Annotated in this window: 8 protein-coding genes; 6 read left to right on the top strand and 2 right to left on the bottom strand. The window is 45.1% G+C overall.

Annotation, left to right across the window (positions count from 1 at the left end; all coding sequences use genetic code 11):
• Positions 1–76: 76 nt before the first annotated feature.
• From A3EU_RS0111525 to ftcD, 5 genes are all read left to right on the top strand, one after another.
• Positions 77–1,078 carry a M28 family peptidase gene (locus A3EU_RS0111525; protein WP_020536319.1) on the top strand — a complete coding sequence of 334 codons (1,002 nt, stop codon included), beginning with the start codon at positions 77–79 and terminating at the stop codon, positions 1,076–1,078.
• Positions 1,079–1,202: 124 nt separating this feature from the next.
• Positions 1,203–3,593, top strand: coding sequence for a TonB-dependent receptor (locus tag A3EU_RS0111520; RefSeq protein ID WP_063824174.1), 2,391 nt, complete (start codon positions 1,203–1,205; stop codon positions 3,591–3,593).
• A 179-nt stretch (positions 3,594–3,772) separates the two neighbouring features.
• Positions 3,773–4,861: an ATP-binding protein gene (locus A3EU_RS0111515; protein ID WP_020536317.1), complete on the top strand. Its 1,089-nt coding sequence runs from the start codon at positions 3,773–3,775 to the stop codon at positions 4,859–4,861.
• Between the two features lie 217 nt (positions 4,862–5,078).
• On the top strand, positions 5,079–6,485 hold the full coding sequence (locus A3EU_RS0111510; RefSeq protein WP_020536316.1) for a BamA/TamA family outer membrane protein: 1,407 nt from the start codon (positions 5,079–5,081) through the stop codon (positions 6,483–6,485).
• A 253-nt stretch (positions 6,486–6,738) separates the two neighbouring features.
• Positions 6,739–8,427, top strand: a complete 1,689-nt coding sequence (gene ftcD / locus A3EU_RS0111505) for a glutamate formimidoyltransferase (protein ID WP_020536315.1) — start codon at positions 6,739–6,741, stop codon at positions 8,425–8,427.
• Between the two features lie 97 nt (positions 8,428–8,524).
• Here the strand turns inward: ftcD and bamA are convergent, their stop codons facing one another.
• Positions 8,525–11,077 carry an outer membrane protein assembly factor BamA gene (gene bamA / locus A3EU_RS0111500; RefSeq protein WP_245569350.1) on the bottom strand — a complete coding sequence of 851 codons (2,553 nt, stop codon included), beginning with the start codon at positions 11,075–11,077 and terminating at the stop codon, positions 8,525–8,527.
• A gap of 197 nt (positions 11,078–11,274) precedes the next feature.
• Positions 11,275–12,015: an undecaprenyl pyrophosphate synthase gene (locus A3EU_RS0111495; protein ID WP_020536313.1), complete on the bottom strand. Its 741-nt coding sequence runs from the start codon at positions 12,013–12,015 to the stop codon at positions 11,275–11,277.
• Positions 12,016–12,201: 186 nt separating this feature from the next.
• On the opposite strand from A3EU_RS0111495, the gene A3EU_RS0111490 reads away from it, so the two are divergent.
• Complete coding sequence (locus A3EU_RS0111490) at positions 12,202–13,899, top strand: M3 family oligoendopeptidase (RefSeq protein ID WP_020536312.1); 1,698 nt, start codon at positions 12,202–12,204, stop codon at positions 13,897–13,899.
• The last annotated feature ends 58 nt before the right edge of the window (positions 13,900–13,957 follow it).

The following is a 13,957-nucleotide window of genomic DNA, read 5'->3' as shown; positions in this document are numbered from 1 at the left end:
TGATACTGCTTTAGCTTAAACACAAAAATGTCATTGAAGGTCTTATCTTTGTTTCTCAATATAATTATGATCGCTCATGCGTAATTCGAAGCTCTTGCTCTTTAGTGTTTTTTTTCTGGTAACAGGTAGTCTTTTCTATACTTCTTGTAAGGGAGATCCTCCACAAAGACCAGATACTCCTCGCCCCAAAGGGCCTGTAGCTGTTCCTGCTTTTGATGCTGATGCTGCTTACGATGATATTGCCAAACAAGTAAGCTTTGGTCCTCGTGTAATGGGTAGTGAAGGCCATGATGCGACCAAAGAATGGTTGGTAGCAGAACTAAAAGCGACAGGTGCAAAAGTAATCGAGCAGGATTTTCAGGCGACCGTTTATACCGGTGAAAAATACAAAGCCACGAATATCATTGCCCAGTTTAACCCTGAAGTATCTGATCGCATTATGCTGGCCGCTCACTGGGATACGCGTCACATTGCGGATAGTCCTTTGAATATAGATCGAGAAGCCGAGCCAATATTGGGTGCCGATGATGGAGGTAGTGGAGTAGGGGTACTGCTACAGATAGCCCGTACTTTGGCAACACAAAAAGTAGGTATCGGAGTAGACTTGGTGCTGTTTGATGCCGAAGACTATGGTGAAGCAGGAGGCCAGCCGAACACCTATTGCCTAGGAAGTCAATATTGGTCGAATAACCGCCCGACGGCGATAAAGCCTCGTTACGGCATTTTGCTAGACATGGTCGGCGCAAAAGATGCTCAATTTAAAATTGAAGGGAATAGCTGGCAATACGCACAGCCTATCGTGAAAAAAGTGTGGACGTTGGCAAAGCAAATGGGGCGTAGTAACTATTTCCTCAATGAAGGTGGCCCTGGGATTACCGATGATCATTTTTTTGTAAACACGATTGCTGGTATCCCTATGATTGATATCATCAACCTAAAAGGAACAGAAGAGACAGCATTTGGCCCTCATTGGCATACCCATCATGACGATATGGAAATCATTGACAAAAACACCCTGCGAGCAGTAGGGCAAGTATTGTTAGCCGTCATTTATCGGGAAGACGCAGGGCAATTTTAAGCCGTATTACCATTCAGTGTGTAAAAATGACGATTCACCAGAAAATACTGTTGTAGCAAGCACAGAAGGGGCAGCTTTGGTCCATTAAATTATTCAGATCCTGAATTTACCAAAGCTCATTAAGATGTTACGACTATTATTCACGTTTTCAATTCTTTTCTCAGCTATGGCCCTTTGGTCGCAGCAAACGATCAAAGGAACGATTATTGACCAACAATCTGAGATGCCACTCATTGGTGCTGCCGTAGAATTGATTGGCATCGAAAACTCCCTTGGCACAGTTACTGATATTGACGGTTATTTCCGTTTGAAAGATGTACCCTATGGCCGCCAGGTTATCCGGATTACATACCTGGGGTATGAAGCCCTTACGATTCCCAATATTGTGGTGGGAGCAGGTAAGGAGGTCATCTTACAGCTGGCAATGGAAGAAGCAATCGCTGAACTCGACGCCGTGGTCGTAACCGCGAATGTGGATAAAGATCGTCCGCAAAATGAATTAGCAACCATCTCAGCACGGACCTTTTCTGTGGAAGAAGTCAACCGTTATGCAGGTGGGAATAGCGATGTTGCTCGACTGGCCAGTAACTTTGCTGGCGTATCTACCGCCAATGATTCTAGGAACGATATTGTTATTCGGGGTAATTCGCCGACCGGCGTACTTTGGCGATTGGAGGGCATTCCAATCCCTAACCCCAACCATTTTTCTACGCTAGGTACAACGGGAGGCCCGGTGAGCGCACTCAATCCGAATTTACTTCGCAACTCTGATTTTCTGACGAGTGCTTTCCCCGCGGAATATGGTAACGCACTGGCGGGCGTTTTTGATCTCGGGCTACGCACCGGTAATCGTGATCGTCATGAATTTATGCTTCAAATGGGAGCATTTAGCGGACTGGAAGGCATGGCCGAGGGGCCATTGTTTAATGGTGGCTCTTATGTCGTGGCGGGGCGCTACTCTTTTGTTGGTTTAGCCGCCGAATTGGGTATTCCTGTAGGAACCAACGCTACTCCCAATTACCAGGACCTTACTTTCAAGTTGGATTTTGGTAATGGGAAAGCAGGCAAATTTGTCCTCTTTGGCATCGGTGGCCGCAGTGATATTGATTTTCTTTATGATGAAATTGCCGAAGATGACCTTTTTGCTGCTGCGGATGAAGACGCTTTTGCGGAATCCAGTTTTGGGGTTTTAGGCCTACGCCACAATCTTATCCTAAGCGACAAGGCTTATATACGGACCGTAATTGCAGGTACTAGTTCTGGGAATACCTTCACCCAGGATCGTTATTTTCTGCAAGACACAGAGGAGGAATTCAAGGCGCCCTATGCTGATGTTGACAATACCGAAAACCGTTACTCTTTATCTTCTTACGTAAATAAAAAATTCAATGCCCGTTGGACTGCGCGTGCCGGGGCATTGGTCGAACTGTACGACTATAATCTGAGTTCGCTGGATGCAGAAGAAGGGCCGGATGCCGATGGTGATGGCATACGTGAGTTAGCCTTAGCTTATCAGTTTCAGGACCAGGCGACAATCCTGCAACCATTTATACAAACCCAATATCGCTTCAGCACAAAGTGGACCTTGAATGCTGGACTACACGCCCAATGTTTAGATATTAATGATGCAGCAGCCATTGAACCTAGACTAGCCGTGAATTGGGATTTTGCACCCCTCCAAAGGCTTACGTTAGGCTATGGTTTGCATAGCCAGGCACAACCAATTCCCATTTTATTAGCTGCAGCTATTGATGATCAGGGAACGGTAAGCCGGCCTAATAAAGAACTTGATTTTACCCGCAGCCAGCATTTTGTGTTGGGCTATGATTATAAATTTTCTCCGGCGTGGCGCTTAAAAGTAGAAGCCTACTATCAGGATGTAAATGACGTACCTGTGGATCCTTTTGCGAGTTCATTCTCTATCCTCAATACGGGTGCGGATTTTGTTTTCCCACGGAATAAATTGGGCCTTGTAAATGACGGATCAGGAGAAAACTATGGTATAGAACTGACCTTAGAGAAGTTTTTTAGTAACAAGTATTATGGTTTACTGACAGCTTCGATCTACGACTCTAACTATAAGGGAAGTGACGGCGTAGAACGTAGCACGGCCTTTAATAACTCCTATGTCTTGAATCTTCTGGCCGGTAAAGAATGGAGTTTTGGACCAGATGGCAGAAACGCGATTACGGTGGATACAAAAATTACAACAGCGGGAGGAAGGCCTTTTTCTCCTACTGATTTGGCGGCTTCACAAGCAGCAGGCTTTCAGGTCGATGTTGAAGAGGAAGCTTTCAGCCTAACACTTGATCCCTATTTTCGGTGGGACCTCAAATTTGGTGTCACAATGAACAGTACAAAGCGTAAACTTACCCACCGCTTTTATTTAGATTTTCAGAACTTGACGGATCAGGAAAACGTTTTTGTGCGCCGCTATAATCGGCAAACAAACGAAGTGAATGAAGTCTACCAGCGTGGGTTCTTTCCTGACTTTTTATACCGCGTACAGTTTTAATAAATAGAAGTATACAAATGAGTGGCTTTTGTAGATAATTGGTGGTTCCCCGTGATTTGTCGCGGGGAATCACTAATCGTCTTAGGAGCGAAGAAAGATTAGCCTGGAAAATAAATAAAAAACAATGTCCCTTACTCTGTAGAGTCCGTACCTTAGCCTAAACAGATTGAACCAAACGCATGGCCAAAGGGAAACATACGCTACGCCCACACGCAGAAACCGCTTTCGCAAAAGAGCTTAAAGCCCTCAAAGCGCAGGATAAACAACACCGCCCGCAAGGTTGGGAGCTCTCTCCCCAAGCAGTGGTGACTTACTTGCTGGGCGGAGAGTTGGCCGATGGCACCGTTGTTGAGCCCAAATACTTCGGACAACGTCGATTGATTGAAGTAGCCGTTGCTACACTCGTCACAGACCGTGCACTCTTACTGGTAGGTATACCCGGGACCGCCAAAACATGGGTGAGCGAACACCTGGCAGCAGCCATCAGCGGCAACTCTACACTTTTGGTACAAGGTACCGCTGGCCTAAATGAAGAAGCTTTGCGTTATGGTTGGAATTACGCTCAATTGCTGGCCGAAGGGCCATCAGAAAAAGCTATTGTTCCCAGCCCTATAATGAAAGGAATGACTACGGGCAAAGTTGTGCGGATAGAAGAGCTTACCCGAATACCAAGCGATGTGCAGGATGCGCTGATAACGATACTCTCAGAAAAAACACTACCCATTCCAGAATTGAATGCCGAAGTGCAGGCCATTCGTGGATTTAACGTGATTGCTACGGCAAACGATCGAGACAAAGGAGTCAATGAGCTTTCCTCTGCCCTCCGTCGGCGTTTTAATACGGTTGTTATGCCGCTCCCCGCTACGTTGGAGGAAGAAGTGAAAATCGTAGAAACGAGGGTACAGCAAACCCAAAGCCAGCTCGAAATTCCAGCGCCACCACTCCCTTCGGAAGAAGTACGCCGATTGGTGACTATCTTTCGAGAGCTACGTTCAGGTAAAACCGAGGATGGTCGTACACGGATTAAATCACCAAGTAGTACGCTCAGTACAGCCGAAGCTATTTCCGTACTCAATAACGGGCAGGCACTAGCGACTCATTTTGGGAATGGCGAATTGCATGCCGATGATTTGGCAGCAAGCCTCACAGGCGCCATTATCAAAGATAACCAGCAGGATGCTCCACTGTGGGAGGAATACTTAGAGACCGTAGTTCGTCAGCGAAAAAATTGGAAAGACCTGTACGACGCATGTCGAATACTACTGTAAGGTTTTAGATTAGGGGAAGGTTATAGCAATAAAAAGCTATTTTACACCGTCTTTACTCCCCCAAGAACTTTAAGGAACAGCACGGAAATAAAATGCGATTCTGTTTTTCAAATAGTTGAATAAACGATTCATTTCAAGTGCTTTAACTGTTTGAAAAACCTAAAGAGACCTCGCAGAAGCAGCGAAGCTAATCGCATTTTATTTTCTGCACAATATCATGAGAGCAGTCATCCTATCCATTTTTGTTGTTTTATTGACCACTTTTGCTTTAACGGCTCAAGAGTCGACGGCTATTACCATTGATAAGATATCAGTAATTGGTCAGAAACGTACCCGGCTGGCAGTCATTTTCAGAGAGTTACCGATTAAGGTAGGAGACACCATCTCTCTCGCTAATTTACCAAAGAAGATCGCGGAGGCAGAACGCCAACTTATGAACACCAACCTGTTCAGTAAGGCGAATATCACCTACAAAGACTGGGAAGGCGCTACTCAAAAAGTTCACCTACAAGTAGAATTGTTAGAAAACTGGTACATCTACCCCGTTCCAACCTTCGATCTAGCGGACCGCAATTTCAACGTCTGGTGGAAGGAACAAAACCGTTCACTTCAGCGGGTGAATATCGGATTAGAAGTCAATCATCTCAACTTTACAGGCTGGGGCGATAAGATTGAAGTAGGCTTTGAATATGGCTACACCCGTAGCTACAGTGGCAGTTATAAAATCCCCTACATCAATAAAAAACAAACGCTAGGACTGGCGGCAGGCCTTAGCTATAGCCGTAACCGCGAAGTGAATTACGCTACGGTGGATAATAAGCAGGAGTTTTATCGTGATGATGCTCGCTTTCTGCGTAGATTTTACAAATTTGAAAGTAGCTTAACTTGGCGCCCCGCTATTTATGCCATGCATACGTTTGGCCTGGAGTTTCATCAGGAATGGATAGACCCCTTAGTTATTCAGGATTTCAACCCCGATTATTTTGGAGGCAACAAGAATGAAATCAGTTTTTTTCGGCTGCTTTATCGTTTCGCCTATGATTTTAGAGACAACCGGGCCTATCCTTGGTCAGGTCATATTTATGGTGCTGAATTACTGAAAGATGGCGTCGGAATCTTCAATGACCGTTCTTCGCTTACCCTGGATCTTTTTGGTTCTAAATATTGGCCGATAGGGGAGCGTTGGAGCTTTGGGCTTGTCGGAGGAGGGAAATATTCATTTATCCGCCAGCCACAGGCGTATCGCTATAATCGGGCGTTGGGTTTTGGCAGGAGCAAGTTGAGTGGTTATGAATTATACCTTCTAGATGGGCTTGATGCGGCGTACCTGCGCAAGAGTGTCCGTTTTAATCTTTGGAAGGGAAATATTACTTTTGGTAAATGGGTTTTTCTGGAATCCTTTCGGGAACTACCTTTTCATTTTAACCTTAGCATGAGTAGTGATATGGGCTACGCAAACAGTCCATTCAATACCCAACCCAACCCACTCAATAATGAGTTTCTGTGGGGTGGCGGCATCGGGATAGATCTCGTTTTTTATTATGATTTCGTACTTCGCCTACAGTACAGTGCAAACAAAATTGGTGACCGTGGGTTTTTCCTTGATTTTGAACTAGGGATATAAAAGAGAAATTAACTCTTTCCAAAATTTCCCATCTTTGCACTACCAAGTAAAACATAAGAAACAGCACGAAAATAAAAAGCGATTTCGTTTTGCGTCTACTAGGTGGTTGTTTTCATAATAGTTAGATAAACGATTCATTTTTCGGAAGGAATGCTATGGCAAAAGTGTTATAACTATTTGGAAAACTTGAGAAACCTCGAAGAAGCCGCGAAGCGAAACGACACTTTCTTTTCTGCGCAATACTAACGACCACATGTCTAAAAAAGCTCTGATCGAATGCGTGCCCAATTTCAGTGAAGGCCGCGACTTGACTATCATTAAGCAAATTACCGATGCGATTGAAACCGTTGAAGGCGTAAAACTCCTTGATGTTGATCCTGGTTATGCCACGAATCGTACAGTGGTTACTTTTGTGGGTGAACCCGCAGCTGTAGTAGAAGCAGCATTTCGGGGAATTCAAAAAGCAGCGGAACTTATCGATATGCGTCAGCATCAGGGAGAGCACCCCCGTATGGGAGCCACTGATGTATGCCCGCTAGTGCCTATTGCGAACATTACGATGGAAGAAACTGCTCACTGGGCGCAACAGTTGGGCCGCCGCGTTGGAGAAGAATTAAAAATTCCTATTTATCTATACGAAAGTGCTGCTTCTCGTCCTGAAAGGAAAAATTTGGCCACTGTTCGTGCCGGTGAATACGAAGGGCTGGCAGATAAGCTGAAGCAGCCTAAATGGGAACCTGATTTTGGGACAGCAACCTTCAATGCGACAGCAGGGGCTACAGCTATTGGTGCTCGTGATTTCCTGATCGCTTACAACGTAAACCTCAATACGACTTCGGTTCGGCGTGCCAATTCCGTTGCTTTTGATATTAGAGAGAAAGGCCGTATTCAGCGTTCGGGTAACCCGATTACGGGGCCTGTTGTGGAAGATGAAAATGGCGAACCAGTACGTACTCCCGGTGCTTGTAAAGGCGTAAAAGCTATTGGGTGGTTTATCGAAGAATATAGCGTTGCGCAGATCAGTATGAACATTACGGATACTAAGCTTACCGCCCTGCACGAAGCTTTTGAAGCGACGCGAGAGAGTGCCAATCGGCGTGGTCTTCGCGTTACTGGTTCCGAGCTTGTTGGTCTGGTTCCTTTGCAGGTAATGCTGGATGCGGGGAAGTATTTTCTGGCACAACAGCAGCGCTCTTTAGGCGTGAGTGAGGAAGAGATCGTAAAAATTGCCATAAAATCTTTGGGCCTGGATGAATTGAGTCCTTTTGATCCCAATAAAAAAATTATTGAATACCAACTGCGAGAAGAGGCAGGTGCGCCATTGGCTGCGATGAGCCTGCGCGACTTTGCAAATGAAACAGCCAGTGAAAGCCCTGCACCTGGCGGTGGTTCGATTGCAGCCTATGTAGGGGCACTTGGAGCAGGCCTTGGAACAATGGTCGCAAACCTAAGTAGCCACAAAAGAGGCTGGGATGATCGCTGGGCAGAATTTAGCGAATGGGCTGAACGAGGTCAGGAACTCAAAGACCAGCTTCTGTTGCTTGTGGATCAGGATACCCAAGCCTTTGAGGGCATTATGGATGCTTTTCGTTTGCCCAAAGGTAGCGAAGCAGAAAAAGCTGCCCGCCGTGAGGCTATTCAATCAGCGACTAAAGAAGCGATGATGACGCCTTTTAAAATTATGGAAACATCCAGTCATATTTTCCCTCTCTGCCGGGCAATGGCAGAAAATGGCCTTCCTGCCTCGGTCTCTGATGCTGGAGTAGGAGCGCTTTGTGCACGGGCAGCTATTCATGGAGCTCATCTCAATGTACAGATCAACGCCAGCGGTTTGCATGATGAAGATTTTAAAGATAATTTACTTGCGAAAAGCACTAAACTAGCTGCCGCTGCGGATCAGGAAGAAAAGGAAATCATGGAAATGGTCAGAAAGGCCATCTAGAAAAAATCAACTTGTTTTAGCGAACGAGCTTGACGTAAAAAAGGCACCTAAGTTCATTACTTAGGTGCCTTTTTCTTTGCTAAAAAACGTCCAGGAATTACTCTGGCTCAAATCCAAGGATGATATTAAAGTCACCCATGTTTTGTAAAGTTCTTGGCCCTGTTTTGTCAATGCCGATACCATAGTCAAATCCAAGTGTACCAAACATCGGTAGGAAAACCCGGACACCACCACCAACAGAACGCTGTAGTTCGAATGGGTTGAAGTCGCGGCCATTCCGCCATGCATTTGCTCCTTGCGCAAATGCGAGTACGTAGATGGTAGAACTTGGGTTCAAAGAAAGTGGGTAGCGTAGTTCAAACGTAAGCTTGCTGTAAAGCGGTGTCGCTACTTCCTGACCATTGCCAATAGTGTTACCAGGGAAATCAGCGATCTCATAGCCTCGACTAGAGATAATATCTACACCGGCATAACCAAATTGCTGGTTGTTGATACCATCACCTCCTAACTGGAAACGCTCGAATGGAGAAGTACCAATTTCATTATTGTAGCTGCCGATTACCCCAAACTTGGTTTGGGCTTTCAGTACTAATTTACCTACTAGTGTAGCGTACCATTCTGCATCAAAACGCCACTTGTGGTATTCCAACCAACGGTAACGATCCTCAGGAGGAAGGTCAGCATAGTTTTTGTCATCAAAAACAGAATAAGGAGGGGTAAATTGTACCGATAAAGATATATTGGAACCTTCTTTCGGGAAAAGAGGATCATTTACAGTGTTTCGCGCCAAGGTCTGTGTGATACTGAAGTTATTGTAATAACCACCACGAACCACTTGGCCATCATCAGAACGGAAAACATTAAAGAGACTCCAGTTTTGAAGATTTAGCGTCTGAATATTAACCCCCGTACGAGAAACAAAGTTGTCATCTGGCCAGCGCAAGCGAGTACCTACACTCACAGAAAATTGAGTGATGTTGAAACTCTGGTAGGCATCTGGATTATTCTTCGAAGCACCATTGGTGAAGCGATTGTAGAAACCAGCCACTGTTAAAGAGGTAGGTTTTTTACCACCCAACCAAGGCTCGGTGAACGAGATGTTATAAGACTGGTAGAAGTCACCATTTGTTTGCGCACGCAAGCTCACTCGCTGACCATCACCCTGAGGGAGAGGGTGCCAAGCTTTACGATTAGTGATATTACGTAAACTGAAGTTGTTAAAGGTGACACCCAGTGTACCAATAACTCGGCGTTGCCCACCCCAACCAGCAGAAAGTTCCAACTGATCGGAAGGCTTCTCTTCAACAGTGTATTCAATATCAACAGTACCACGGTTAGGATTAACCGGCGTATTGATACCCAGATTTTCTGGATTGAAATAGTTGAGGTTAATAATCTGGCGCTGCGAACGAATGATGTCGGAACGGCTGAATTTATCCCCTGGGCGGGTACGTAATTCACGGCGGATAACGTGTTCGTGAGTACGGTCGTTACCAGCAATCGTTACTTTGTCAATGGTCGCCTGTGGGCCTTCAAAAATTCTGATTTCTAAATCGATACTGTCGCCTTCAATCGCCGTCTCGATAGGATCGGCACGGAAGAAGAGGTAACCATTGTCCATGTATAAAGTACTCACGTCGCGGCCATCCTGGCTAAAGCTCAGGCGAGTTTCCAGTAGTTCCTGGTTGTAAACATCGCCAGACACAATACCCAATACTTCTTCGAGTTGTTGGGTTTCATAGATGGAATTTCCTTTGAAAGCAATGTCGCGGAAGAAATATTGTGTTCCTTCTGCTAAGTCGATTTGTAATACCAATTCCCCCTTTTCATTACGCCAGCTGCTATCCTGCACAATGCGGGCATCCCGGTAGCCAATCTTGTTATAGAAAGCGATGATGGCGTCTTGATCCGCATCATATTCTTCCGCAATGAATTTGGATCCAGTAAGGAAGCGGCGCTTCTCCTTGGTTTCCATTTCTTTCCGCAAGCGACGAGATTTAACAGCTGTATTTCCTGAGAAAAAGATATTTTTAACCTTGATTTTATCATTTTGGTTAACATCGAAAACCAGGCGGACAGCATTTACCCGGCTCGTATCATTGATCTCTTCTACCGCTACACGAGTATCAAGAAATCCTTTTTCTACAAAAAAGGCTCGAATACTCTCAGCGGCATTTACTTTAATATCCTCCGTAACAATTCCACCCTTTAGGAGGTAGCGGTTTACCTCGTCGTTGAGGTCGTCGTGGAAGGATTTCTTTACCCCTTTGTAAGAAAAGCGCGAAAGGCGTGGGCGTTCCTGGACAATGTATTCGAGAAAGATAACATCACCGATTTTCTTTTCTTGGAGGATTTGGACATCGGTAAAAAGACGAAGGCGCCACAGGTTTCTCAGTGCGCGCGGGATGTCATAACCAGGGATACGAATCTTGTCACCAACAGCTAGACCGGATACGCCAATAAGAGCTGTTTCATCGCTAAAGAAAGCACCAGTTACCTTGATGCCTCCAATTTCGTAATCCTGTGGATCAGTATAATCGAATATTTCCAGGTTGTCATCTTCCTGAGCTTGTATCGTTGCGTTAAAACCTACGGAGAGACCTATCAGCAAGACCGCGAAGCGGATGAGAGCTGAATTGGTTCTTGACAACCGCTTGCAAAATGTTGCTAGGGGTAGTTTACGCGCTTTAATTGTTAGCATCTGTTTCATAAAAATCAAAACCTGCTTGTACTTATCGGAAATCACGAAAAATAGGTGCTTCCCGGTAAGTGTAAATTATTCTTCCTCCTTAATTCTGGGGAAAGACGGACAAAGATAAGTCCTGGTTGTATAGTAACGGAGAATGTTTAGGCAATTTGTTCGCTGATCTTACCAAAACGTCTTTCTCTTTGCTGATAATCGACAATGGCTTGGTAAAAATTGGGCTTGCGGAAATCCGGCCAAAAGACGGGCGAAAAATAAAACTCGGCATAAGCGAGCTCCCATAACAAGAAATTACTGATCCTGTTTTCTCCACTCGTTCTGATCAAAAGTTCTGGGTCGGGCATGCCGTGTGTACTTAGCGCACCGGCAATTTGTTCGGCATTAATGTCTTCGGCTTTAAGCTCTCCTTTGGCAGCGGATGCCGCTAGTTTTTGAGTAGCCTGCGTGATGTCCCAGCGCCCACTATAGTTGAGCGCTAACACTAAAGTCATTCTGGTGTTGTTCTTCGTGTTTTCAATGCCTTCCAGCAGGGCATTGTAAGTAGCCTTGGGTAATTTGTCAATTTCACCAATAGCTTGTAGCCGGATATTATTTTCCATCAGGGTGTTGGTTTCCTGATAAACAGTTTCTACCAACAAACGCATCAGTGCGGATATTTCTAATTTCGGACGCTTCCAGTTTTCTGTCGAAAAAGCATACAATGTGAGGTATTCTACGCCAATTTCAGCAGCACCTTCCGTGATCTCACGAACGGATTTAACCCCGTTACGGTGCCCGAAGACCCGAGGTTTACCCTTCTCTTTAGCCCAGCGACCATTGCCGTCCATGATGACTGCAATGTGCTTTGGCAAGCGCTCTAAATCAATCTTGTTCTTCCAATCCATGAAATCTGTTTCCCGATAAAATAGGGTGGATAATGATGGAACCACAATGAGTGTAGTACCTACTGCCTCAAAAAGCTCACAAAATTACGAAAATATTGCTAATAGGGCCTTATTATCAAAGGGTAATCACATAATATACTGTAGATAAGATAAGTATATTTGCAGCCACAATTGCGACCCAATAATATGAGTACACCATCTTCCTTTGCGGAATATCCGTATACACGCCCCGAAATGGACGAGTTGAAAACTGATTTTAATCAGGTACTATCAACCTTTTCAACGGCGACGACCCTACACTTAGCCAGTAGTGCATTGAAGGACATTTACCAGTTGCGTAATGATTTTCAAACAATGTACAATCTGGCATATATTCGGCACAGTAGCAATACTAAAGATGCTTTCTACGAAGCGGAAAATAATTTCTTTGATGAGCAATTACCTGTTTTTGAAGAGCTTAAGACCCGTTTTTATCGTGAATTGCTGGCCAGTAAATGGCGATCAGCACTGGAGAAGGAACATGGAGAACAGCTTTTTGCAATTGCTGAACTTAGTCTGCGTACGTTTCGGCCTGAAATTATCGAAAAGCTTCAGGAAGAAAACCGCTTGGCAAGTTCTTATAATAAGTTGAAAGCTTCTGCTCAGATTGAATTTGATGGGGAAACCTACAACCTGTCATCAATTCAGCCCAGAGAAGAAGACCCTGATCGTGCTAAAAGAGCTGAGGCTACCAAAGCGAAATGGGATTGGATGGCCAGCCAGCAAACAGAGATGGAACGCATTTTTGATGAGTTGGTAAAGATTCGGCACCAGATTGCATTGGAATTGGGTTTTGAGAATTTTATCGAATTGGGCTACGCCCGGATGTTACGTACCGATTACAATGCTGAAGATGTTGCAAATTACCGAGAGCAAATCCGGCAACATATTGTTCCTCTAGCCCATAAGTTATATCAGCAACAGGCCGATCGGCTTGGTCTCAAAGAGTTACATTACTACGATGAGTCAATGTTGTTTTCTGACGGCAATCCTCAGCCTAAAGGCCAGCCAGCCTGGATTGTAGAGCAAGCTGCTGGTATGTATGCTGAACTGTCGCCGGAAACCAAGGTCTTTTTCGATTTTATGCAGGAAAGAGAATTGATGGACCTCGTCAGCAGGGATGGCAAAGCCACTGGCGGTTACTGTACTTTCATTCCAGCGCATAAAGCTCCTTTTATCTTCTCCAATTTCAATGGCACCAGCGGCGATATCGATGTACTTACTCACGAGGCAGGGCACGCTTTTCAGGTGTATTCCAGTCGTGGTTTAGCCATCAGTGAATACAACTGGCCCACCTATGAAGCCTGCGAAATTCACTCAATGAGTATGGAGTTTTTTACTTGGCCCTGGATGGAGAATTTTTTCGAGGAGGATGTGGATAAATACCGTTTTGGTCACCTGAGTGGTGCCATTTATTTTCTTCCTTACGGTGTAGCGGTAGATGAATTTCAGCATTTTGTCTATGCGCATCCAGAGGCCAATCCTGCGCAGCGCAATCAGGCTTGGCGGGAAATAGAAAAGAAGTATTTGCCTCAGCGTAACTATAATGGCCACCCTTTTCTGGAAGCCGGCGGGTTTTGGCAAAAACAAACCCATATTTTTGGAATGCCTTTCTATTACATCGATTATACACTAGCACAGATTTGTGCCTTCCAGTTTTGGATTAAAGACAGAGAAGATCATACTACAGCCTGGGCGGATTATGTTCAACTGTGTAAGGCCGGGGGGAGCGCATCTTTTCTGAAATTGGTAGAATTGGCAAATCTAAACTCTCCGTTTGCTCCGAATTGCGTAGAGCAATTAGCAGCACCGGTAGGGGCATGGTTAGAAGAGCATGTGCTTTAATATTTAGGCTCAAGACCAAAGAGAGCCATCCCATTTCTGAGATGACTCTTACCAAGGT

The organism is Lewinella cohaerens DSM 23179 (assembly GCF_000379805.1).
GTDB lineage: Bacteria > Bacteroidota > Bacteroidia > Chitinophagales > Saprospiraceae > Lewinella > Lewinella cohaerens.
This window is presented reverse-complemented; position numbering and strand designations above follow the sequence as displayed.

Bases quoted from the DNA above. Each gene is read 5' to 3' on its own strand.
- A3EU_RS0111510 (WP_020536316.1), top strand. From the start codon at position 5,079: ATGAGAGCAGTCATCCTATCCATTTTTGTTGTTTTATTGACCACTTTT.
- ftcD (WP_020536315.1), top strand. From the start codon at position 6,739: ATGTCTAAAAAAGCTCTGATCGAATGCGTGCCCAATTTCAGTGAAGGC.
- A3EU_RS0111520 (WP_063824174.1), top strand. From the start codon at position 1,203: ATGTTACGACTATTATTCACGTTTTCAATTCTTTTCTCAGCTATGGCC.
- A3EU_RS0111515 (WP_020536317.1), top strand. From the start codon at position 3,773: ATGGCCAAAGGGAAACATACGCTACGCCCACACGCAGAAACCGCTTTC.
- A3EU_RS0111490 (WP_020536312.1), top strand. From the start codon at position 12,202: ATGAGTACACCATCTTCCTTTGCGGAATATCCGTATACACGCCCCGAA.
- A3EU_RS0111525 (WP_020536319.1), top strand. From the start codon at position 77: ATGCGTAATTCGAAGCTCTTGCTCTTTAGTGTTTTTTTTCTGGTAACA.
- A3EU_RS0111495 (WP_020536313.1), bottom strand. From the start codon at position 12,015: ATGGATTGGAAGAACAAGATTGATTTAGAGCGCTTGCCAAAGCACATT.